This window comes from Cytobacillus sp. FSL R7-0696 (assembly GCF_038006865.1).
Taxonomy (GTDB): Bacteria; Bacillota; Bacilli; order Bacillales; family Cytobacillaceae; genus Cytobacillus; species Cytobacillus kochii.
This window is the reverse complement of record NZ_JBBOWA010000001.1, coordinates 2,891,254-2,915,578: the sequence shown is the minus strand read 5'-3', so window position 1 is coordinate 2,915,578 and position 24,325 is coordinate 2,891,254. Positions and strand designations below refer to the sequence as shown.

Sequence of the window (24,325 nt, the reverse complement as noted above, 5' to 3'; positions counted from 1 at the left end):
CAGATTTAATTGCCATCTAATGTTTCAAAAGTTTGTATAGATACTGTTTTTATCTCTGTAAAAAACTCAATTGCTGCTTGTCCCTGTTCTCTGCTACCTGAGCTTGATGCCTTCATCCCCCCAAATGGTGCTTGGGGTTCTGCACCTCCAGTCTCTCCATTGACTTGAACCATACCAGCTTCAGCATGTTGAATAAAATGAAATGCTTGGTGAAGATTATTCGTGAAAATAGAAGCGCTTAGGCCATATTTAGAGGAATTCGTTGCTTCTAATGCCTCCTTGTAATTCGCTACTTTCCTTAAACAAAGTACCGGGCCAAAGATTTCTTCCTTAACAATCGTCATGTTTTCTTTCACATTTTCAAAAATTGTCGGTTGAATATAGTAACCATTATGCCAATATGTATCAGCAAGCGACTTACTTCCGCAAACAAGCTCTGCACCTTCTTCCAATCCTTTTTGGATATAGGATTGTACTTTTTCATATTGTCTCTTTGATACCACCGGACCAATATCTGTCATCTCTGATAATGGATCTCCTATTTTCAATTCATTGATTCTATCCTCCAATATCGTTCTGAAAGAATCATAGACTGCTTCCTCAACATAAACGATGCCCGTTGCTGTACAGCGTTGCCCAGATTGTTTCATTGCACCGTCTATACAGGATTGTGCAGCAAAAGATAAATCACAATCAGCCATTACAATCGCAGGGTTTTTCCCGCCTAACTCAAGTTGATACTTCTTTTGCTGAGATGCAGCAGTAACAGCAATTTGATTGCCCACGTGGTTTGACCCTGTAAATGTAACTGCAGTTATGTCTTTATGACGAACTAATGCCTCACCAATCGTTGCTCCTGAACCATTAACCATTTGTAGCACATCTTTAGGTAACCCTGCTTGCCACAGAATTTCTGCTACTTTTATTGCTGTTAATGTAGATTCCTCTGATGGTTTCCAAACAACTGTATTTCCGAAAACTAATGCAGGGGCCATTTTCCAGATTGGGATGGCGATGGGAAAATTCCATGGAGAAATAACAGCAATCGGCCCAATCGGCACTCTAGAAGAGTAGAGGGTTTTTCCAATATACGCAGAAGGAAGACACTCTCCAATTTGTCGCCATCCTTCTTGCCCATAATATCGAAGAATCGCTGCTGCTCTTCCTATTTCACCTCTCGTCTCTCTTATAATCTTTCCTGTTTCTTTTGTCGCAAGTATAGCCAGTTCTTCTATATTTGCTTCTAATAAATCTGCAGCTACACGTAAAATATCCCCACGTTCAATTGAAGGCTTGTTTTTCCATTTTAAAAAGGCTTGCCTAGCAGAAGTAGCCGCTAAGTCTACTTCCGCTAGGGATGATTCTTCTACTTTTCCAATCAATTCATCAGTATTAGCAGGGTTGTAGCGCATATACTTTTTTTTATTTGTTTCAATCTTCAACCTTCTAACACCTCTCTCTTTATATTCGAAATCGCCTGGTCAAGGATATTAACCATCTGCTCTACTTCTGCTTTGTTTATGATGAGCGGCGGTGAGAAAACAATCGAGTCATGATCATACGTAACTGTTCGCAAAATCAACCCTAGCTTCGCAGCTTCCTTTACAATGAGTGGACTTAAATATTCATCAAAACGCTCACCAGATTGACTATCTTTGACAATGTCAATGCCACCGAGTAAACCAAACCCTCTTGCATGTGTCACGATTTCATGTTTTTCTTCTAAGTACTTTAGCCCTTTATACAATTCCTCTCCCATTTTTTTCGCGTTCTCAATAAGACCATTCCTCTCAATAATTTCAATATTTTTCAAAGCAACATTACAAGCGACTGGATGACCGCTATACGTATAACCATGCAACAGAGTGCCCTTTGAGAGCGTCTTGAAATCATTGTGTAGGCGATCATTAAGCGCGACACCACCTAATTGGGCATATCCACTTGTTACACCTTTGGCAAAACAAAGCATATCTGGTTGAATCGCTTCATGTTCAATGGCAAAGTATTTTCCTGTTCTTCCAAAGCCAGTAATGACTTCATCGATAATCATTAAGATGCCATATTCATCACATATTTTTCTTATCTCTTTAAAGTAACCTTCTGGTGGGAGATTGACTCCGCCTGCGCCTTGAACAATCTCAGCAATAAAAGCGGCTATCGTTTCAGGTCCTTCCTTCTCTACTAATGTACGGAATTCTTCTACGCTCGAATTTACATAGTGAAAATGGGGTGCATTAGCATTTGTAAAATCACGAAACGGTTTTAACCCTGTAGCACTTGTAGCCCCCATTGCAACACCATGATACGACATTTTCCGGGAAATAATTTTTTGGCGCTCTGGTTGACCCTTTAATATCCAATAATGTCTTGCTAATTTAAATGCTGTATCGTTTGATTCGGAACCCCCTGATGTAAAAAAGACAGCATTCAAATCTCCTGGTAGTATTTTTGACAACTTTTCTGCTAAGCGAATCGCTGGCTCATTACTAAAAGTGCTAAAATTAGATGTAAAAGCGAGTTTAGACATTTGTTCATAAGCTGCTTCAGCCATTTCCTTCACACCATGGCCTATATTGACATTCCAAAGCGAGGACATACCATCAATAACTTTATGTCCGTTCGTATCTGTCAAATATACGCCCTTACCCTCTGTAAATATATGGCTCGGACCTTCCGCCTGTTGCTGTGCAATTGAGCTAGTTGGATGGATAAAATGCTTCTTGTCTAATTCAGATAACTCTGTTGTTAATAATGTCGTCATGTCAATTCCTCCATTATGTGATTATTTCGAATAATATACTTTATAATGCAATTCTTATGCCAAATTTATAAAACTTATTAAATGAAGCCACTTCTTTATGATTAATGAATGTAATAATTCATTTTTGACTTTTTTAATTAATAAATTAATTATTAATTAAATTTTGAATTATTGTATAATTAAAGAAACGTTTTTATGCAAAGGAGTTTTTTATATGGAAAATTCATCACTTCATCACATAATAGAAACGATTGTTCTCACATCCAATAATAATATTACAATTACAAATGGCGTAGGCGAAATCTTATATTTCAATCCAAAACATTGGTCTGTTTATGGTGTAAAGCAAGAAGATTGCTTAGGTAAAACAGTTTATGAATTAGAGGCAAAAGGCGTATTTAACCCTTCAATTACAGCATTAGTAATAAAAAAGAAACAACAAGTAGAACTGATGCAGCAAACGCTAACAGGAAAAATCATTATGACTACCGCCTATCCAATATTTGATACTAACAATCAAATACAATTCGTAGTGAGCTATGCTCAAGATCAAACGGAAATAAATAAACTTCATCTACAATATAAAGAGCTAGAGCGACAAATCAAAAATTATCAGCAGGTCGTAAAAGCACTTAGAGAACAGGAAAATGCCCAATATCGTAATAAAAAAATGGAAGAAATCAAACGAACGATTCATCGGGTAGCCAATACAAACGCAACCGTCTTATTATTAGGTGAATCTGGTGTTGGAAAAAGTATGTGGGCAAGAAAAATCCATCAACTAAGTAAAGAAAAAAACGAACCATTCATTGAGGTAAACTGCAGTACTATTCCAGAAAGTTTATTCGAAACGGAGTTTTTTGGCTATGAACCAGGGAGCTTCACTGGGGCACATAAGCATGGGAAAAAGGGGTTAATTGAACAAGCACATCATGGTACATTATTTTTAGATGAGATTGGAGAATTATCGTTATCTTTACAAGTCAAATTATTAAAAGTACTTGTAGAAAAGACGTTTAAAAGAGTTGGCAGTAATACAGATCGAACGAGTCATTTCAGACTGATTACAGCAACGAATCGCCCATTAGAGGAAATGGTCAATAAAGGTGATTTTCGCCTTGATCTTTACTATCGTATCAATGTGATTCCCATTGAAATTCCCCCTTTAAAAAAACGGAAAGAAGACATCATCTTTTTAGTAAGTCATTATCTGTCCATCATGAACAATAAATATCATATGGAGAAAGAGCTTCATAATGAGACTTACGAATACTTAACAGAGTATCATTGGCCAGGAAATGTGCGCGAGCTTGAGAATTTAATAGAAAGACTTGTCTTAACAGTTGATTCTGTCATTATCTACCCAAGTCACCTACCCCAAGCACTCTTTAAAAACAAGCAAATTGAACCAGACCTCATTGACTTACCACTACTAAAGAATAATGAAAGCTTAAAAGAAAGACTAGAAAGAATTGAAAAACATATTCTCTTACATACGTATAAACAATATTCCTCAAGCTATAAAGTAGCTGAATTACTAGGAATTAGTCAAGCATCTGCTGCTAGGAAGCTAAAGAAATATCGCGCAAATAGAGAGCTATAGCTTCTATTTGCTTTTTTACTATACAAAAAGGGCCACTCAATTTCTTCTACTATTTTTTTATTCAGCAACATATATAGATAAAGAAATAAATATTAAAAATGATATGAGATAAAAGAGAAAAGATCTAAATAAAAAAATTTATAAAAAAAGGTTTGAAATAAAACTATTAAGGATATTTATCTATTGTAAAAGGAAAGGTTTTTTTTTAACTTAAGTGACATATGTGTCACTTAAATTCTAGACTTTCTCCTTTTCATTAGGTACAGAAAAAAAAGGAGCGAAGCAATGGAAAAGACAAAAAGTGTGGTAGTCATCGGAGCGGGTGTTGCAGGATTAGCTAGTGCGATACGATTACAAAAAGCAGGCTATGATGTAGAAATTTATGAAAGAGATAGTAATCCTGGAGGTAAAATGAATCGTATCGAAAAAGATGGCTTCACATTTGACCTCGGGCCGACTATCGTGATGATGCCCGAACTATACAGAGAGATATTTGAGCTTGCCGGAAGAGATCCTGATGATTATATTCCGATGCAAAAACTCGATCTGATGTACGCTGTTTTCTTCAGTGAACAGGCTCAAGATCATTATGAAATATCCTCAAACTTAGTTGAATTAATGAAAACACTTGAAGATATTGATGAGAAAGATGCCCAAGGATTCCTCACCTATTTAGAAAAAATATACAAACGGTTTTTAGTTGCCAAAGAACACTTTCTACAAAAACCTTTTAGGAACGGAAAAGATTTTTATAACCCCAAAGTATTGAGGCAAGCGCTCAAATTAAGAACATTAGATAGTGCAGATTCATTTATTGGAAAGTACATCAAAAATGACAAAATAAAAAGTATGCTGAGCTTCCAAACATTATATATTGGGGTTTCGCCTTATACTGGACCCTCTTTATATACGATTATCCCAATGATTGAAATACTTTATGGGGTCTGGTTTATAAAAGGTGGAATGCATACGATGGCAAAATCAATGGAAAAACTTTTCTTAGAACTAGGAGGTAAAATTAATTACAACTGCGACGTGCAACAGATCTTAATAAAAAATGGAAAAGCATATGGTATACAGGCAAACAACCAAGTTGTCCATTCTGATTATGTTATGTGCAACGCAGACTTTCCTCATGCCATGAAACATCTCATTCAAGATCAGCGCACTAAAGGAAAGAAATATACAGATAAAAAGATTGATCAAATGAAATATTCATGTTCCTGCTTTCTCATGTATATAGGGTTGGATAAAAAAGTGGAGCAACTAGACACTGTCCATAATTTTTATATTAGTCAATCTTTAAAGAAAAACATTGACGATATATTCGAAGGTAATCAATTAAATGACCCCTCTTTTTATGTTTATATCGGCTCAAAACTTGATGAAACAATGGCACCTAAAGATAAAGATGGTCTCTATATACTTGTTCCTGTTTCTGAGCTCTCTACAGCTAAGGATGAATGGACGCATGAAACCTCGCAACACTACCGCGAGCAAGTCATGAAAAAATTATCAACCATGCCTGGATTCGAAGATATTGAAGAACACATTATTTCTGAAACACATATCACTCCAATGGATTTCAAACATCGATTTAACGCTTATAATGGAGCGTGTTTTGGATTAAGACCAAATTTGACCCAAAGCAATCACTTACGCCCGCAAAGTAAAGCTACTTATTGTGAAAATCTTTACTTTACCGGTAGTAGTACACATCCTGGCGCAGGGGTACCGATTGTTTTATTATCAGCAAAAATTGCCTCAGAGGAGCTTATATTAGATGACGAGAAAGCATACGAGAAAATTTAAGGGGGGCATGTAATGAATCAGCAGCTATTAGCCGATTATTATTATTGTGAAAAAATCATCCAAAACTATTCAAATAGTTTTTACTATACCTTTTCTCATCTACCGAAGGAAAAAGCGAATGCAGTGTATGCCATTTATGCTTTTTGTAGAATGGCAGATAATGCGGTCGACCTTCATGACAGTACGGCGGAAAAAGTTACCCGTCTGGAGCAACTACACGATGAACTTGTCCTGTTTCAACATAATAAGGAGCTAGATTTACCTTTATGGAGAGCATTACGAGATGTATTTAACCGCTATGAAATGAATATTCAACCTTTTTTTGAACAATTAGAAGGACAAGCAATGGATATTTCCTTCAAAGCCCCTCGTACAATAGATGAGTTGTTGAAGTACAGTTATCATGTAGCCGGAACTGTCGGCCTTATGCTGCTACCTATTATCGCTAAGACGCATTATCAACAACTAAGACCAATAGCTATTAAATTAGGAAATGCTATGCAATTAACAAATATTTTACGAGACATTGGTGAAGATTATCGCAATCATCAACGTATATATATCCCAGAAAATTTGCTAGTAAAATATCAATATTCAACTGGAGAACTTTCAAGAGGTGTGATTAACCCTTCATTTATTTCAATATGGGAGGAACTTGCCCAAAAGGCTGAAAGCGAATATGACAGCTTTGAAACAAGCTATCATCTATTTGATCGTGACTCTCAATTCCAAGTGTTATCCGCTGCAAGAGTTTATAGAAGCTACTTAGCACAAATTAGAAACAAACACTATAACTGTTTTAAAGAAAAGCATGCGATGATTTATGATGATGTGGCGGATATATTAAATAATACAAGAATGGATTTAGCTAATTAAGGGGGATAATTAATGAAGCGAACAGCCATTGTCATCGGCGGTGGACTCGGCGGACTGTCCACTAGTATTTCCTTAGCACAGAGCGGTTTTCAAGTTTCATTATATGAAAAAAATGCTCATCTCGGTGGAAAATTAAATAGGCTTGAGCAAGATGGGTTTGGTTTTGACCTTGGGCCAAGTATTTTAACCATGCCGCATATTTTTGAAAGATTATTCAACGGCAGTGGTAAACAGATGTCTGAATATATTCCAATAAAGGAAGTAGCACACCAATGGCGTGCTTTCTTTCCAGATGGAAAAATGCTTGATCTCTTCTCAAATTTAGAACAAATGCTCACTGAAAATGATGATTTAACAACCAAGGACATAGAAGAATATGAGCAATTCCTTCATTATTGTAAAGGGTTATATGAGATGACTAATGAAGGTTACTATAAGCATGGGCTTGATTCAACATTAGAAGTAATCAAACATCACGGAATCATCCGCTCACTTAGAGGGTTTGATTTATTTTCCACGATGTATGATGCCATCGAGCATCATATTAGTCATCATCATCTCAAGAGAATGCTCTCTTATTTTATCAAATATGTTGGCTCTTCACCTTATGATGCTCCAGCTATACTTAATATGATGATTTATATGCAGCATAAGCAAGGGGTATGGTATGTACCTGGTGGTATGCACAAAATTGCAGAAGGTTTAACAAAACTTGCGCAAGAAATTGGTGTTCATATTTACCACGGTCAAGAGGTGACAAAATTATCTACTGGCAAAAATAAAGTCACAGAAGCCATTCTAGCAGATGGTACCACCTTAAAGGCTGATTATTATATTTCCAATATGGAAGTCATTCCAACCTATCAATTTTTATTGAATGAAAACATAGGCTACATTAATAAACTTGAAAAAAAGTTTGAGCCCTCTAGCTCAGGTTTAGTGATTCATCTTGGTGTTAAAAATCAATACCCACAATTACGTCATCATAATTTCTTTTTCTCAAGAGATTTAAAGATGCAGATGAATAAAATATTTCATAAGAAACAACTACCAGATGATCCAACGATCTATTTAGTCAATGTCAATAAAACAGACCCAAGTCAGGCTCCAGTTGGCCATGAAAATCTTAAAGTGCTGCCACATATCCCGTATATTCAAGATCAACCCTTCACAAAAGAGGATTATTTGCATTTAAGGACGACTGTACTCATTAAATTAGAAGAAATGGGCTTGACTAATTTACGTCAATCCATTGTTACAGAGGATTTTTGGACACCTGAAGATATTAAAGAAAAATACAACTCTCATCGTGGTTCTATCTATGGAACCGTTTCTGATAAGAGCAAAAACAAAGGCTTTAAACACCCTAAACAAAGTGAAAAGTATAAGAATTTATTTTTCACAGGCGGAACCGTAAACCCAGGTGGCGGTATGCCGATGGTCACACTTAGCGGTATGCAAGTGCGTGATAAAATAATGACTGCTGAAAAAGAAAGGGCGTAACATTCATGGTTCTGACCGGTATTCTCACCATACTTGTCTTGTTCATTATATTTGGCCTCCTTTCTGGGAAGCTAATGTTATGGGATATTCCCACTGCTGAAAAAAAAAGTACAAAACTGGTTGCACCGCTTATCAAACAGGTATCTATTATTATACCCGCACGAAATGAAGCGAAACGATTGCCGAACTTACTCACTTCATTACAGCAACAAGTTATGCAGCCAAGAGAGATCATTGTCATCGATGATGGTTCGGTAGATAGCACAGCTTCTATTGCTATACATTACGGTGCAAAGGTTTTAAATACCAATACATTAAGAGAAAATTGGAAAGGAAAGTCAGCGGCCTGCTGGCTTGGCGCGAACGAAGCGAATGGTGCTTTCTTATTATTCCTTGATGCTGATACATTCTTTGACCATCCTGATAGCTTGCAGAATTTAATGCAAACATATGAACGATACGGAAAAACCGGGATTCTCTCTGTACAGCCTTTTCATCGTATTAAAAAATCCTATGAAAACTTATCCTTACTATTTAATATGATTGTTTTTGCAGGCATGAATGTCTTTACCATTTTTCGTCATAAAATACCAACTGCAGGTGCATTCGGTCCGTGTATCTTATGTAATACACATGAATATCTACAGACAGGCGGGCATCAAAAAGTCGGGGAAGCGATTATGGATGATCTTGTGTTAGGAGGAATTTTTAGTAAAGAGGGATTCCCAGTCCATTGTATTAGCGGTAAAGACCTTATCAGCTTTCGTATGTACCCAGAGGGAATCAAAGGTTTGATTGAAGGTTGGACTAAAAGCTTTGCTACAGCTTCAAAGGCTACTCATTCTTTTATTACCATACTCATAAGTTTTTGGATTGCTGGTGCCTTTTCTTCCGTTGCATTCGTCTTATTATCACTATGGCAAAGCAGTCTTAGCTTATTACTTATTTCATTAGGATTTTATCTTCTTTACATCTATCATCTTATATTGCAGTCTCAAAAAATCGGTCGTTTTCATATAGCGAGTATTGTCCTTTATCCATTTTTATTTTGTTTCTTTACACTAACATTTGTATATTCTCTTTATTTAACGCGGATTAAAAAAAGGGTGAACTGGCGTGGTAGAAAGGTAAAAGTATGAATATTTTTCCGATTTTCACCCTTACACCACTCGCTCTTTTAACAGTTAATATTCTTGCATGGGGTTTCATTCACATCAGTTTATCTCTTTTACTAGCTTCTCTACCACTCCGTTGGTTTAAAAATGATTCTCCTCTTTATCAATCAAAAAAATGGGAGAAAAACGGAGAGCTTTGGCAATGGCTGGTGAAGGTAAGACAGTGGAAACATAAAATTCCAGATGGTAAGCATATTATTTCTAAAGGATACGAAAAACAACACTTACAGGGTGTTTCTCTGTCAGACCTTGAAGTTTTCTTATATGAATCTAGAAGAGCAGAGCTCACCCACTGGTTATCCATACCACCCGCCTGTTTATTTTTCATTTGGAACCCCATTTGGGCAGGTTGGGTAATGATTGCCTATGCATTACTATTTAATTTACCTATTATTATCGTACAACGCTATAATCGGCCACGCTTAATACGCTTAATAGCATTAAAAAAATGCAGAAAAACTGTTTACTAAAGATAAGTAGCCTATCTCTAATTTTTAGAAATAGGCTACTTCATTTTAATATTGAATTAATGTATATTTCTTCTTCCCGCGACGAATAACTGTAAATTGACCCTCTATTTTATCTTGCTCACTCAACTGATAATCAACCTGTTGCATACGATCACCGTTAATGTAGATTGCACCGTTCGTTACGTCTTCTCTCGCTTGTCTTTTAGAAGGCGAAATTTTAGCCTCTACGAGCAAGTCAACAATATTGCCCTCTCCAGTATGTTGATAAGAAGGAACATCTTTAAATCCTTCCTTTACTTCCGCAGCGGTTAACTCTTTAATTTGTCCACTGAATAAGGCTTCAGTAATTTTCAACGCTTGGTTCAATGCTGCTTCACCATGTATTTGTCTCGTCATTTCTTCTGCTAATGCCTTTTGGGCTTTACGTAAATGAGGCTCGTCTTGGACAGCTACTTCCAAAGCTTCGATGTCTTCACGTGATAGGAAGGTGAAGTATTTCAAGTATTTAATGACATCTGCATCTGCTGTATTAATCCAGAACTGATAAAACTCATAAGGTGATGTTTTTTCGGCATCTAACCAAATGGCTCCACCTTCTGTTTTTCCAAACTTCGTACCGTCAGCTTTTGTCACAAGCGGAATGGTCATACCGTATGCTTTTGCACCTTCTCCAACCATTTTACGGATAAGCTCAAGCCCAGTTGTAATATTACCCCACTGATCACTGCCGCCAATTTGAATTTTACATTGATGATTTTCATAAAGATGCTTAAAGTCCATCCCTTGTAAAATCGTATAAGTGAATTCCGTAAAAGAAATGCCTGATTCTAATCTTTTAGCTATCGTATCCTTAGCTAACATATAGTTAACCCCAATATGTTTACCGTAATCCCTGAGGAAAGTGACAATATTCATACTCGATGTCCAGTCGTAATTATTGACTAATGTCGCTCCATTATCTCCTTCAAAATCAAAAATACGTTCTAATTGCTGTGATAAAGAAGCAACATTTTCTTGTACTTTCTCAATCGTTTGTAGTGTTCTTTCTTCTGTCGCCTTGGGATCACCAATTAACCCAGTTGCCCCCCCTACTAACACAATCGGACGATGCCCAGCATTTTGAAACCTTCTCAATGTTAAAAAGGGTAATAAATGACCAATATGCATACTATCACCAGTCGGATCCATCCCACAATATAAGGAAATCTTTTCTTTTTCTAAAAGATCCTTCATCCCCTCTTCATCTGTTTGTTGATAAATAATGCCTCTCCACTGTAAATCTTCTAATAAATTCATTCACTTTTCCTCCTTTATTTCATAAAAGATAAATTATTATCCAAAAAAAAATACGCCCCTGCTCATTGCAGGGACGCATTTCTTTGCGCGGTACCACCCAGTTTGAGAACACCCTTATTCTCCACTCTTCACTGATAACGGAAATACCGTTTACTACTACTAGATATATTCATTCGCAGTAAAAGCTCCGGGAGGTATTTCGCACTTCTATTTGTATCGACTCACAGCAAACCGTCGACTTTCTGAAAACAGGGATAGAATGACTACTTATGACCCATCAACGCTAATATTAAATTGAATCGTAATAATGCATTTTTATCATAAAAGAATAACCAATGTCAATATGACGTTTTTTTCAACTTTTTTTTATCATAATAGGAAAAATATGAATTTTGTACTTTATGACGAACCTTGTCATATTACCTGTTAGGTTATGCTATAATGTATTTGATTTTAGGAGGGATGAACGAATGAATGAAACCTTCAGCAAGATAATAGAAAAAGCAAAAGCCGCGTTCGGTTTTTTAACTCATAATAAAACCAAAAAAGGCGCACGTATTACATATCAAGTTATATGGAACTTATTATTAATACTTGCCATTACCGTTATTTTAGGTGGGGCATTTGCAGGTGCCACAGGTATTGGCTATTTTGCTTCTCTTGTTAAAGATGAACCCCTTCGTTCTTATGAAAATATGCAAAAAGATATCTATAATTATGAGGAAACCTCAAAATTATATTTCGCTGGTGATGTATATTTAGGGAATGTAAGAACGGACCTTGAAAGAGAAGAAGTGAAACTAGAAAATGTTTCACCATATTTGAGAGATGCTGTAATTGCCACAGAGGATGAGTACTTTTATGAGCACGAAGGTGTGGTACCAAAAGCTATCCTACGTGCACTGTTTCAAGAAGTAACTAACGCCTCTACTCAATCTGGAGGAAGTACATTAACTCAGCAACTGATAAAAAACCAGATCTTAACAAACGAAGTTTCTTTTGATCGAAAAGCAAAAGAAATCTTACTCGCATTAAGGTTAGAGAATTATTTCGATAAAGAGGAGATTCTTGAAGCTTATTTAAATGTCTCTACTTTTGGCCGCAATGCAGAAGGTAGAAATATCGCTGGCGTTCAGGCTGCTGCCCAAGGTTTATTTGGTGTTGATGCTAAAGATGTGTCTATTCCGCAAGCAGCTTTCATTGCTGGTATGCCTCAGTCACCTTTTGGTTATACACCATTCCAACAAGGTGGTGGCTTGAAGGATGAAGAGTCTCTACAACCAGGCATTGATCGTATGAAAGTCGTACTTAAGAGAATGTACGATGATGAAAGAATTACTGAAAAAGAATATAAAGAAGCTAGTGAGTATGATATTGTTGCTGACTTTAGAAAACCGAAAAATGATGATGCGATTGAAAAATACCCTTATTTAACTTATGAAATTCAAGACCGTGCCAAAGAACTTTTAGCATCCATCTTAGCAGAACAAGATGGATATGAAGAAGCTGATTTAACTGGTGACCTTAAAAACGAATATCTTATTTTAGCTGATCGAGCATTAAGACAGAATGGTTATCATGTCCACTCAACTATTGATAAAGATATTTATGAAGCTTGGCAAAAAGTTGTTAAAGATTATCCTAACTACGGGCCTGCCAAAAGTGCAACCTATGTAATCGATGGTGAAGAAAAAGAAGTAATGGAACCAGTGGAGGTTGGGGGACAACTTATTGAAAACAGTACAGGGAAAATTCTGAGCTTTGTTGGTGGTCGTGGCAAGGGTGTATCCTTAAATGAAGACCTTAACCATGCAACCGATACTTTAAGACCAAACGGCTCAACCATGAAACCATTACTTGTATATGGTCCTGCATTCGAACTTGGTGCAGCACAACCAGGAAGTATTCTTCCCGATGTGCCACTGCGCTTAAATCCTGGTTCAAGTGACTATTGGCCAAAAAACTATTCTTTTACCTACCATGGTTTAGTTTCAGCAAGGTATGCCGTTGAACAATCTTATAACGTCCCTGCCGTTAAACTTTATACCGATATTTTGAGCCAAAATCCGGCACAATATCTTGAAAAGATGGGTATAACCACATTAACCGCAGAAGATAAAACGAATAGATCAGCTGCATTAGGTTCATTAACAAATGGTGTTTCCGTTGAGGAAAATACGAATGCATTTACAACATTTGCTAATAACGGTAAATTCGTAGATGCTTATATGATTGATAAGATTACTGATAAAGAAGGCAATGTCATCTACGAACATGAAACGAAGGAAGTAGAAGTCTTTACTCCACAAACAGCATACTTAACAATAGATGTAATGCGTGGGGTTATTAATAGTGGGACAGCCACTGCTGTTAAAAACCGTTTAAAATTTAGTGCCGATTGGGCAGGAAAAACAGGGACAGGTAATAACTTTGAAGATGCATGGTTCGTCGCGTCTAACCCAAATGTAACCGCTGGTCTATGGAGTGGCTACGATACGCCTAAGTCTCTAAAAGCAAGTGGTAGTTTATCTTATAGCGCACGTAATAATTACTTATGGGCTGATTTGATGAACGCTGCTTATGATGTAAATCCTGAACTCATGAAGCCAGATAAAACCTTTAAACGACCTGATGGTATAGTCAGTCGCTCATTCTGTGCAATTAGTGGTTTAATCCCTTCTCAAGCTTGCTCTGAAGCAGGACTTGTTGATACTGACATCTTTAATGCAAAATACGTTCCGTCTAAATCAGATGATAGTCTTGGAACTGGTAGAATTGTCCATATAGGGGATAAAAAGTATTTGGCACTTGAATCCACACCAGCGGAATTTTCTGATCCTGGTATGGTCATAGATGCCGATTATATTGAAAAACTATTTGGCATTAGAGCGAATCCAAGTGACTTATTACCGAAAAGGGATAAATGGGCTAAAGTACTCGTTGCAGCCGATAAAATGAGTGAAAATGGCAAAAAGCCAGCTGCACCAAATGCTAAAGCATCAGGTAACTCCATTACTTGGGGGCAACATCCTGAAAATGACGTCATTGGTTATCGTGTATATAAAGACGGTAAAAAAGTAGCCAGTATCAAAGCCGGTAACTCCTTAGGCTATAAAGGTGGCAATGGTGAATACCATGTTACAGCAGTTGATATTGCCGGTAATGAATCTTCACCTTCAAGCAAAGTCCAAGTTGGCAAAGTGAAGGAAGAAGAGAAGCCACAACAAGAAGAAAAAGCAAAAGAAAACGAGCCTAAAGAGGAACAAACAGATAAGGAAACAGAAACGGATAGCAAACCAGAAGAAAAACCGGAAGAGGAAAAGCCTCAAGGTGAAACAGAAAATCCTCCTGCGGAAGAAGATCAACCGGATACGAGTGATGAAGAATAGCAGGAATCTGGTCATTTCATTTTCAAATCAAAAAATCAAAGCTGAAGAATACGAAAAGAGCAGGATAATCGGGCATGTAAGAAAGAATTTATAGAAAAAAACACAATGACATTTGTTACTACCCTAAAATAACTAAACAAAGTAAATCATTCTCGAAGTGGTACTACTAAAGTTTACCAGTTGTTTAATATCCCCTTAAAGTAGATATTCAAAAAAGCCTTCATCTTACCATGAAGGAAGAATGCTACTTGGAGGGGATTTTTTTATTGCAAAGAAAGGATAAAGTTTTAATAGATATTCATAGGAGAGTTTTCACATAACACCGGGTAAAAGATATATGAATAGGTCTAAAAGTTAAAGGGTTGGCAGATGAATAGGGATTCGTTACTGCAGCCATCAAAAATGTGGGTTATGAAATGGAAAGAGAGAGTACCTTTTGATGTACGGAAAGGATTCTCAAAATCTTTTAAGAGGAGTGTAATAGCAGTTAAGTAGAATTTTTTCTTCTTCATATCAATTAAAAATCAAACTACATTACATCTTATCTTTTCTAAACAAATTTCTACTTATTCAATTTTTTGTATTAAATATTTAACGAAAATAGTCTAGAAAACCGGCACCATAAATCAATTTATGATCCATTCAAATTCATATAGTTATCAACTGGAATTTGGGGAAATTTATAAATTGCCTAAAGTAGCGAAAAAAACTTAGTAAGAATATTTCCGAAGTGTTAGGAGAAAATACTGAAAGAATTAATCTTAGGAGGGATAATATGACGAATGCCAAACCAGACAACCGTTCAGATAATGTGAGAAAAATTCAAAATACCATTGACAATACTCTTCAGAATATTAATGAAGCTGAGGACTACACTAAAGCTCACTCAGAAGAGTTGAGTACCCAAGAAAAAAATGAAATAGTGAATAAAAATGAAAGACGGAGAAAAAGTATTGACGGTTTACGCTCAGAAATTAAAGATGAAGCTTCGCATAATGAATATAATAATGATTTAAATTAATTTCTAAATACTAATTAAAATTGTGAAGCAATTGTATTTGATGTTTATACTTCTAAAATTGCTGACAATTGACTGCCGACCTTGAAAATAACATACATGTAAGGGGCCATTGCTCTATATTCTATAGGGCTGTGGCCATTTTATTTTGCATTCTATTGTGGTTATAAAAAAGAGGCTAGATTAATTTATCAAATTTTTACGTATATGCAAATAATAATTCCTACTTTTAAACATCATCCATTAAAACAAGGAAAACAATTCATTATAGCTATTAACCACCCTTTTATGTATAGAAAGCATAAAATGTTGTTTTCCTAAAAAACTTTCCTCAAATACTAAAAAACGAGTCAATAAGAGAGGAATCTCCTATCATTGACCCGTCATTTCAAAATACCTAAAAATCTTTCTTACTACTCTATCTATTTGTCTTGTGTATGGTTGTAAGATCAGTCTTCCATTGTAGATAAGTCGCCCGTAGGTAAATCTAATTCCCAAGCCTTTAATACACGGCGCATGATTTTACCACTACGTGTTTTTGGTAGTTTGTCGCGGAATTCGATTTCACGAGGTGCAGCGTGTGCAGCTAACCCCTTTTTAACGAATTGACGAATATCTTCTTTCAGTTCATCTGTTGCTTCATAGCCATCGATTAGCGCAATAAAGGCTTTAATAATCTCGCCACGGACCGGGTCCGGTTTTCCTATGACACCAGCTTCAGCAACAGCTGGATGTTCGATGAGCTTACTTTCTACCTCAAATGGTCCTACCCGTTCGCCGGACGTCATAATTACATCATCGACTCTTCCTTGGAACCAAAAATAGCCATCTTCATCCATATAAGCGGAATCACCTGAGACATACCAATCACCAGGCATAAAGTAAGAATCATATTTTTCTTTATTATTCCAAATCGTGTGCATCATAGATGGCCACCCTTTTTTTATGGCCAGATTGCCCATGCGATTTGGTGGTAGTTCATTCCCTTGGTCATCGACAATGGCTGCTTTCACCCCTGGAATTGGTTTACCCATGGAGCCAGGTTTAATTTCTAGGCATGGGTAGTTACAAATGAGTTGAGCACCCGTTTCAGTCATCCACCACGTATCATGAATACGCTTATTGAATACTTTCACTCCCCATCTCACAACTTCAGGATTCAATGGCTCACCTACACTTAACACATGTCGTAGAGTGCTTAAGTTGAACTTCTTCACTACTTCATCCCCAGCGCCCATTAACATACGAAAAGCTGTTGGTGCACTATACCAAACCGTAACACCATAATCTTCAATCGCCTGGTACCATGTTTCTGGGCTAAATCTGCCTCCGACAATAAGGTTAGAGGTTCCTGTCAACCAAGGTCCGAAAATACCATAAGAAGTTCCTGTTACCCAACCTGGGTCAGCCGTGCACCAATAAACATCATCTTCTTTTAAGTCCAATACCCATTTTGCTGTTTGATAATGTTGAATCATTGCATTGTGAACGTGCAGCACACCTTTTGGTTTACCAGTGGAACCAGAAGTATAATGTAAAATTAGACCGTCTGTCGGTTCTACCCATTCAATTTCTAATTCTTTACTAGCATTTTGCATATATTTACGGAAGTCTAATAATTTTCCATTTTCTTCTACATTCTCACCAACAACAAAAATATGCTTTAAGTTTGGTAATTTATCAGCGGGTACACGATCTAAAAGTTCAGGAGTCGTAATAAGGACTTTTGCTTCGCTATCCTCTAAACGGTCTGTTACTGCTCCCTCCATAAAGGCTTCAAATAGTGGTCCGACTATGGCACCTAGCTTGATTGCGCCAAGAACTGAGAAGTAAAGTTCTGGTGACCGTCCCATAAAAACAAATACGCGATCACCTTTTTCAACGTCTCCATGTGCTTTTAGTACATTAGCCGCTTGGTTTGAAAAGTCCTTCATCTCTTTAAAGGTATACTTTTCTTTATTCTTACCTTCACGATAATAGAGCGCTACCTTGTTTTTCTTATCACTTTCAGCATGGCGGTCAATGGCTTCGTACGCCAAATTCATTTTTCCTGTTTCGTACCAAGAAAATTGCTTTTTCGCTTCTGTCCAATCAAAACTATTATACGCTTCCTCATAATTTTTCAAATTATGGTTACCTTGTATTGCTGGCAGCGCTTCCAATTTCATGTTTATTTATCCCCCTTTAAACTTGTTTAAACTATTATAATATAAATACTTTTTTTTCACAATTTTTTAAATTATAAGGCAGTAAATTATCTATAAAGACTTATTAAACTGTAAGTTAAGAACGGATAACCATTAAAAGTTGATACCTTCTGTGTTATTGATACGATTTTTCCAAACACGGATAGATGAGTAAAGGGGATTTCCGCGTACATCTAAAGGGAAATGGGCAAGGATAGCTGAGCTACAAGGGTTTGCTCGTACAACTGAAGTGGTATCGGCAATGATAGCTGAGCTACAGGGATTTGCTCTTACAACTATAGTAGAACCGGCAAAGATACTGAGCAAACACGGTTTGCTCGTGCATCTGAACTAAAAAATGGGCTATCCTTCTTCAATTCTTCTTGTCTTGCTATCGTTTCATCTTCATTTTTACTACTAAATACTAAATCTAAAATATACTTAGATTTGCTCTCACCTACCAATTGCTTTCTGCTCTAAAGATATGCTTATTTATTTGTGCAGCCACTTTTGCTAGAATGTCAACAGTTCGATCAGCTAGCTTTTTTTTTATACTTACCTACTGACAAATAAGGTTTTACATCCTCCCTCACTTCCTCTACTGTTGAAGCTACTCTGGATTTTTAACTTTATACTGATAGCTTTAACAAACACTCTTACTTTTTTTCGCTGCTATGATTTTCTTCACTGGTACATTGCCTGTTAAGAGTAATCTAAAAAGACTGACGTAAATATTATGTTAATATCTCCTTTTCCATTGATCAAATTAGAGGGCAAATGAAATAAAAAGGTTTCAATTTCCATTGAAATTTTTATATAATCTACATATTATTTTAAATTGTCATTAAATTGATGTTTTTTATATGAAAGCGCTTCAGTAGTTTATGTATAATAGATAGAAAGATTACTTGTTTTAGGCGGTGAATGAATTGCAGCATCTGAAAACGTATAATGCGATGAAATTGAATACGGCAAACGGAGAATTAATCATTGAAGGACCGATTTCTGCCGATGTTCTAAAAACCTATGACTTTCATCATGATCTTGTTGCTTTCAGACCTCCAGAGCAACAGAGGAAGGCTTTAATTGAGATTGCTGGATTACCTGAAGGAAGAATCATTATTGCTAGATTTAGAGATACGATCGTAGGCTATGCGACTTATTTATATCCAGACCCGTTAGAAAGATGGTCAGAAGGGAAAATGAATAATCTCATCGAACTAGGGGCAATAGAAGTGATTCCTGCCTTTCGTGGAACGGGTACAGGAAAAAGTATCTTACGCGTATCAATGATGGATGATGCGATGGAAGATTATATTGTTATTACTACCGAATATTATTGGCATTGGGACTTAAAAGGAACTGGTTTAAACGTATGGGAGTACCGCAAAATCATGGAAAAGATGATGAATGCCGGGGGACTTGTTTGGTTTGCTACCGATGATCCAGAAATCAGCTCCCATCCTGCTAATTGTCTAATGGCCCGGATTGGTAATCGGGTAAGCACAGATTCCATTCAACAGTTCGATAAACTTCGATTTATGAATCGCTTTATGTATTAGTTTTTCTTAAAAAGGGGGATTTTAAATGATTGTTGAAGAAATGATGAAGAAGGAAATCTTTACACTTACGGAAAATCACCTCATTGCTGATGCACTCCAACTCATGCGTGATCAAAAAATCCGCCATTTGCCCATTATCGATGAAGCCAATCACCTAATCGGCTTAGTAACAGATCGAGATATACGAGATGCGACGCCTTCTATACTAGTAGATACAGTTCAATTAAAAGAAGGCCTCTCACAACCAATTAAACGAATTATGAAGACGGATATTATTTCTGGACACCCATTAGACTTTGTAGAAGATATCGCTGCGACTCTTTACGAGCACCGCATCGGTTGTATGCCCATTCTCAACGAAAACCAATTAGTCGGCATTGTGACTCAGACAGACCTCCTTCATACTTATGTAGAATTAACAGGTGCCCATCAGCCAGGGTCACAAATCGAAGTAAGAGTGCCTAATCGTACAGGTAAGCTATTTGAAGTTACCTCCGTATTTCGTAATTTAAAAGCCAATATTCTTAGTGTCCTCGTCTATCCAGATAAAGAGGATAGTAATTATAAAATTATAGTCCTTAGAGTCCAAACAATGAATCCGCTTTCTCTTGTAGACAAATTACGTGAGGAAGGACATTCTGTACTCTGGCCTATAGATCCAAGGAAGTGAACATCATGGACCGTTCTGTTTTTTTATATTCTGATGCATTACTTAACTATCGCTTTAATGCTGAGCACCCTTTTAATCAGCAACGCCTAAAATTAACTTTAGATTTACTACAATCTATCCATGCGATAAAAGACACACACATGATTGCACCTAGAATAGCAACAGAAGAAGAATTATTACTCATTCATGATCCAGGTTATGTTCGTGCTGTAAAGTTAGCAGGTAATAATGAGCTTCCCCAAGAGCAGGCAGAGAGTTACGGGCTTGGAACCGAGGATACCCCTATTTTCCCTCAAATGCACGAGGCCAGTAGCTTACTTGTTGGAGGCGCATTGACTGCTGCTGATTATGTCATGCAAGGGAAGGCAGAACACGCCCTTCATTTAGGCGGGGGACTTCATCATGGCTTTAGAGGTAAGGCATCTGGATTTTGTATCTATAATGACAGCTCAGTAGCAATCAAATATTTACGAGAAAAATATAATGCTCGTGTCCTTTATATTGATACGGATGCTCATCATGGTGATGGTGTACAATGGGCGTTTTATGATGACCCAAATGTATGTACATTATCTATCCATGAAACCGGTAGATACTTATTTCCCGGAACAGGGAATATTAACGAAAGAGGTCATAGTCATGGATATGGCTATTCTTTTAATATACCTTTAGACGCTTTTACAGAGGATGATTCGTGGCTACATGCGTACGAAACGTCCTTTAAAGAAGTAGCAGCGTTTTTTAAACCAGATATTATTTTCACCCAAAATGGTGCTGATGCGCATTACTTTGATCCGTTAACACATCTTTCGGCAACAATGAGAATATATAAAGAAATACCAAGGCTTGCTCACCAACTTGCTCATCAATATTGTGAAGGAAGATGGATAGCCGTTGGTGGGGGCGGATATGATATCTGGCGGGTAGTTCCGAGAGCTTGGTCACTTATTTGGTTAGAAATGATTGAAAATTCAAGCGGTACAGGACCATTACCTTCTGATTGGATTGAAAAGTGGCAAAAGGAATCTCCATTTAAGCTGCCACAAACTTGGGAAGATTCATCGGATATATATAATCCCATTCCAAGAAAAAATGAAATCACTGAAAAAAACGCTAAAACGGTGGAAAAAGCGCTTTATCCCATAAGAGGGAAAAATGAATGAAAATGAAGTAAGACGCAAAGTTTTGGGACAGAAGTTATTAAGTAATGATAAAGGTTAGGTAACATAACTAACATCACCTATTGATCTATGAGCTAAATTATCAATATAGAAAGCTGAACTATTGTAGCATGTTCCCGATGTGTGAGCTTGTCTAATCATAGTTCGGCCTTTTTAGTTGAGTTGCTGCAAACCTTTTGTCCTAACCTCTTCTCTTTTATGAAGAAGTAGCTAAACATTATTGTAACAGAGTGTAAGCAGCTTGCTGGGCGCTGACAGTAAGAAACACATATTATGATTCGCACTCTTTTATATTTACTGTTATATTCTTATTTTTCCCGCAGAAAAAAATCCTGCGAAGCATTCAGATCTTGTTTTCCTTTTGAGTAACTTGCTAATCCTTTTTGCGAAGCACTCAGCTCTGGTTTTGTTCTTGAGAGACTTGCTAACATCTTTTGCGAAGCGCTCAGCTCTGGTTTCCCTTCTGAGTGACTTGCTATTCCTTTTTGCGAAGCGCTCAACTCTGGTTTTCCTTCTGAGTGACTTGCTATTCCCTTTTGCCAAGCGCTCAGCTCTGGTTTTCTTTCTGAGTGACTTGCTAATCCTTTTTGCGAAGCGCTCAACTCTGGTTTTTCTTCTGAGTGACTTGCTATTCCCTTTTGCGAAGCGCTCAGCTCTGGTTTTCCTTCTGAGTGACTTGCTATTCCCTTTTGCGAAGCGCTCAGCTCTGGTTTTCTTTCTGAGTGACTTGCTAACATCTTTTGCGAAGCGCTCAACTCTGGTTTTCCTTCTGAGTGACTTGCTAATCCTTTTTGCGAAGCGCTCAGCTCTGGTTTTTCTTCTGAGTGACTTGCTATCCCCTTTTGCGAAGCGCTCAGCTCTGGTTTTCCTTCTGAGTGACTTGCTATTCCCTTTTGCCAAGCGCTCAGCTCTGGTTTTGTTCCTGAGTGACTTGCTATTCCCTTTTGCGAAGCGCTCAGCTCTGGTTTTCTTTCTGAGTGACTTGCTAACATCTTTTGCGAAGCGCTCAGCTCTGGTTTTTCTTCTGAGTGACTTGCTATTCCCTTTTGCGAAGTGCTCAGCTCTGGTTTTCCTTCTGAGTGACTTGCTATTCCCTTTTGCGAAGCGCTCAGCTCTGGTTTTCTTTCTGAGTGACTTGCTATTCCCTTTTGCGAAGCGCTCAGCTCTGGTTTTGTTCCTGAGTGACTTGCTATTCCCTTTTGCCAAGCGCTCAGCTCTGGTTTTTCTTCTGAGTGACTTGCTATTCCCTTTTGCGAAGCGCTCAGCTCTGGTTTCCCTTCTGAGTGATTTGCTATTCCCTTTTGCGAAGCGCTCAGCTCTGGTTTCCCTTCTGAGTGACTTGCTATTCCCTTTTGCGAAGCGCTCAGCTCTGGTTTTCCTTCTGAGTGACTTGCTATTCCCTTTTGCGAAGCGCTCAACTCTGTTTTGTCCCAGTCTCTGCTTGTTTTAACTTAATAGGATCACGGGCGTCTATTCTCCAAGATTTTCAATTTCATTGTAAATGGATGTGATGTCATTAATTGTTTGCATAAATTCTTGGTCCTCGATGAATGCCTCAGATAATGTCCCTTTCTCCAAACCTTCCTCAAGCTTAACTAAATGCGTAGATAATGCTTCATTTTGTTGCACCAATTCAGCATGCAGACTATCAATTAATTCTGGTGCTTCAGTGTTTTCAATTGTATCGATGGCATTTTGTAAATCCTCTACATTTTTTTCCAGTGATGCTGCAACATTCTCATCCGTTATCGCTTGCTCTGCTTGTTCCGGAAATTCGTTGGCAAACTGTGTAATCTCATTCATATAATCTTCCACATCATTTACGTAAGCCAACGTATTTTTTGTATCTTCAATTGGCGAACACGCAGACAAGCTTAACAACAAACCAAAAGCAGCAAGGTAAACTTTTGTTTTCATCCCTTATCTACCCTTTCTTTTCTTAAACTGTTCTTTTATGATTGGCACTGCTTTTTTCTTCAAAAACTTCACGCCTTCTTTTTGAATGAGTCTCTTTAATAATTTTTTCACAGCCATTAGTCTTCACTCCTTCATAAATGAGTTAGTTAGTCTTTCTTTTTTAAAAGCACGACAAAAACCCTTACCAAAGAAACTTGGTAAAGGTCTCGCAAACAACGAATGTTGCCAATAAAGCCGAGGGAGAGTCCCTGTACTGACGACTTTACTGTAACTGCTACTCCCCTTTAGACAAAAGGTAGTTGATATTTAAGTTTTCCCAATTATACCATGCCCATATTTAACCTGCAACTGATTGCAACCTTCATATGAAAGAAGAAGTCGATGACAGTTTTCAATTAGAAAAATATGAGCTTAAAGCCCAATCAAGCTTAGCCTTCCACTCCTTGGGATGCATCCCACTTTCCTTGTAATTTGCGCAACAAGATGATTTGACCCGTATGATACGCCGTATGCAAATAAAGATGACTCAATGCCTCACTGGCATGATTCATAACTAAATCATCCGCTGCTTCTAGGTTTTTTTTCCAATCATTATATAAATGATGAATCCTCTCTCTCGTATAAGAAAAAGTTACCCCTTCATCCAACTGAAAAGTATCTTCTTTCGATTGTTCATCCACTGATTCTTCTTTGAAGCGATGCAAGTATCTTTCATTATAATAAAGAAGATGTGTTGTGATTTCATGGATACTATGAACGTCTTCGTTCGGTTTCCAATCTGCCTCTTCGTCACTCAAATTGACTATGCTATTCAGCAAACTAACAAACCAACCATTTTCATGATGTGATGCATTTAATTGCTCTTTTAATACCTCCCTTAATTCCATCACTTTGCCCCCTTTTGCA

General features: G+C 37.2%; 18 protein-coding genes and 1 other annotated feature. Of the genes, 11 read left to right on the top strand and 7 right to left on the bottom strand.

From position 1 onward, the window contains the following. Window positions 1–5: 5 nt before the first annotated feature. Window positions 6–1,442: an aldehyde dehydrogenase family protein gene (locus tag MKX29_RS15190; protein WP_224935736.1), complete on the bottom strand. Its 1,437-nt coding sequence runs from the start codon at window positions 1,440–1,442 to the stop codon at window positions 6–8. Then, on the bottom strand, window positions 1,439–2,761 hold the full coding sequence (locus MKX29_RS15185) for an aminotransferase family protein (RefSeq protein ID WP_341106367.1): 1,323 nt from the start codon (window positions 2,759–2,761) through the stop codon (window positions 1,439–1,441). The genes MKX29_RS15190 and MKX29_RS15185 overlap by 4 nt, the downstream gene beginning before the upstream one ends. 214 nt (window positions 2,762–2,975) lie before the next feature. On the opposite strand from MKX29_RS15185, the gene MKX29_RS15180 reads away from it, so the two are divergent. From MKX29_RS15180 to MKX29_RS15155, 6 genes are all read left to right on the top strand, one after another. After that, a complete protein-coding gene (locus MKX29_RS15180) occupies window positions 2,976–4,364 on the top strand; it encodes a sigma-54 interaction domain-containing protein (protein WP_341106365.1) in 1,389 nt (462 codons plus the stop codon). Window positions 4,365–4,649: 285 nt separating this feature from the next. Then, on the top strand, window positions 4,650–6,176 hold the full coding sequence (locus MKX29_RS15175; RefSeq protein ID WP_341106363.1) for a phytoene desaturase family protein: 1,527 nt from the start codon (window positions 4,650–4,652) through the stop codon (window positions 6,174–6,176). A gap of 12 nt (window positions 6,177–6,188) precedes the next feature. Beyond that, window positions 6,189–7,052, top strand: coding sequence for a phytoene/squalene synthase family protein (locus MKX29_RS15170; RefSeq protein ID WP_341106361.1), 864 nt, complete (start codon window positions 6,189–6,191; stop codon window positions 7,050–7,052). 12 nt (window positions 7,053–7,064) lie between these two features. Further along, window positions 7,065–8,555, top strand: coding sequence for a phytoene desaturase family protein (locus tag MKX29_RS15165; RefSeq protein WP_341106360.1), 1,491 nt, complete (start codon window positions 7,065–7,067; stop codon window positions 8,553–8,555). A gap of 5 nt (window positions 8,556–8,560) precedes the next feature. After that, window positions 8,561–9,694, top strand: coding sequence for a glycosyltransferase family A protein (locus MKX29_RS15160; RefSeq protein WP_341106359.1), 1,134 nt, complete (start codon window positions 8,561–8,563; stop codon window positions 9,692–9,694). Beyond that, entirely contained in the window at window positions 9,691–10,200 is a 510-nt protein-coding gene (locus MKX29_RS15155) for a glycosyl-4,4'-diaponeurosporenoate acyltransferase CrtO family protein (protein ID WP_341106358.1), read from the top strand. Before MKX29_RS15160 ends, MKX29_RS15155 begins: the two co-directional genes overlap by 4 nt. A gap of 45 nt (window positions 10,201–10,245) precedes the next feature. Here MKX29_RS15155 and tyrS read toward each other — a convergent pair whose 3' ends face one another. Then, window positions 10,246–11,496: a tyrosine--tRNA ligase gene (tyrS, locus tag MKX29_RS15150; protein ID WP_341106357.1), complete on the bottom strand. Its 1,251-nt coding sequence runs from the start codon at window positions 11,494–11,496 to the stop codon at window positions 10,246–10,248. A 66-nt stretch (window positions 11,497–11,562) separates the two neighbouring features. After that, window positions 11,563–11,786, bottom strand: a binding site (T-box leader). 180 nt (window positions 11,787–11,966) lie between these two features. On the opposite strand from tyrS, the gene MKX29_RS15145 reads away from it, so the two are divergent. Next, window positions 11,967–14,885: a transglycosylase domain-containing protein gene (locus MKX29_RS15145; protein WP_341106356.1), complete on the top strand. Its 2,919-nt coding sequence runs from the start codon at window positions 11,967–11,969 to the stop codon at window positions 14,883–14,885. Window positions 14,886–15,660: 775 nt separating this feature from the next. Next, window positions 15,661–15,906 carry a small acid-soluble spore protein Tlp gene (gene tlp, locus MKX29_RS15140; protein WP_224938757.1) on the top strand — a complete coding sequence of 82 codons (246 nt, stop codon included), beginning with the start codon at window positions 15,661–15,663 and terminating at the stop codon, window positions 15,904–15,906. A 446-nt stretch (window positions 15,907–16,352) separates the two neighbouring features. Here tlp and acsA read toward each other — a convergent pair whose 3' ends face one another. Continuing rightward, window positions 16,353–18,071, bottom strand: a complete 1,719-nt coding sequence (gene acsA, locus MKX29_RS15135; protein ID WP_341106355.1) for an acetate--CoA ligase — start codon at window positions 18,069–18,071, stop codon at window positions 16,353–16,355. 947 nt (window positions 18,072–19,018) lie between these two features. Between acsA and MKX29_RS15130 the strand changes: the two genes are divergently transcribed. Genes MKX29_RS15130 through MKX29_RS15120 form a run of 3 tightly spaced genes read left to right on the top strand, consistent with a single transcriptional unit; the run spans window position 19,019 to window position 21,484 of the window. Further along, on the top strand, window positions 19,019–19,651 hold the full coding sequence (locus tag MKX29_RS15130; protein ID WP_095372243.1) for a GNAT family N-acetyltransferase: 633 nt from the start codon (window positions 19,019–19,021) through the stop codon (window positions 19,649–19,651). 25 nt (window positions 19,652–19,676) lie between these two features. Then, window positions 19,677–20,321, top strand: coding sequence for an acetoin utilization AcuB family protein (locus tag MKX29_RS15125; protein WP_341106354.1), 645 nt, complete (start codon window positions 19,677–19,679; stop codon window positions 20,319–20,321). Between the two features lie 5 nt (window positions 20,322–20,326). Next, entirely contained in the window at window positions 20,327–21,484 is a 1,158-nt protein-coding gene (locus tag MKX29_RS15120) for an acetoin utilization protein AcuC (RefSeq protein ID WP_341106353.1), read from the top strand. A gap of 326 nt (window positions 21,485–21,810) precedes the next feature. Here the strand turns inward: MKX29_RS15120 and MKX29_RS15115 are convergent, their stop codons facing one another. The 3 genes from MKX29_RS15115 to MKX29_RS15105 form a co-directional block, all read right to left on the bottom strand. Next, window positions 21,811–22,920 (bottom strand): hypothetical protein, encoded by a 1,110-nt coding sequence (locus MKX29_RS15115; protein WP_341106352.1) that lies wholly within the window; start codon window positions 22,918–22,920, stop codon window positions 21,811–21,813. A 52-nt stretch (window positions 22,921–22,972) separates the two neighbouring features. Then, window positions 22,973–23,419 carry a DUF6376 family protein gene (locus MKX29_RS15110; protein ID WP_341106351.1) on the bottom strand — a complete coding sequence of 149 codons (447 nt, stop codon included), beginning with the start codon at window positions 23,417–23,419 and terminating at the stop codon, window positions 22,973–22,975. 428 nt (window positions 23,420–23,847) lie between these two features. Next, entirely contained in the window at window positions 23,848–24,306 is a 459-nt protein-coding gene (locus MKX29_RS15105; RefSeq protein WP_341106350.1) for a DinB family protein, read from the bottom strand. Between the last annotated feature and the right edge of the window lie 19 nt (window positions 24,307–24,325).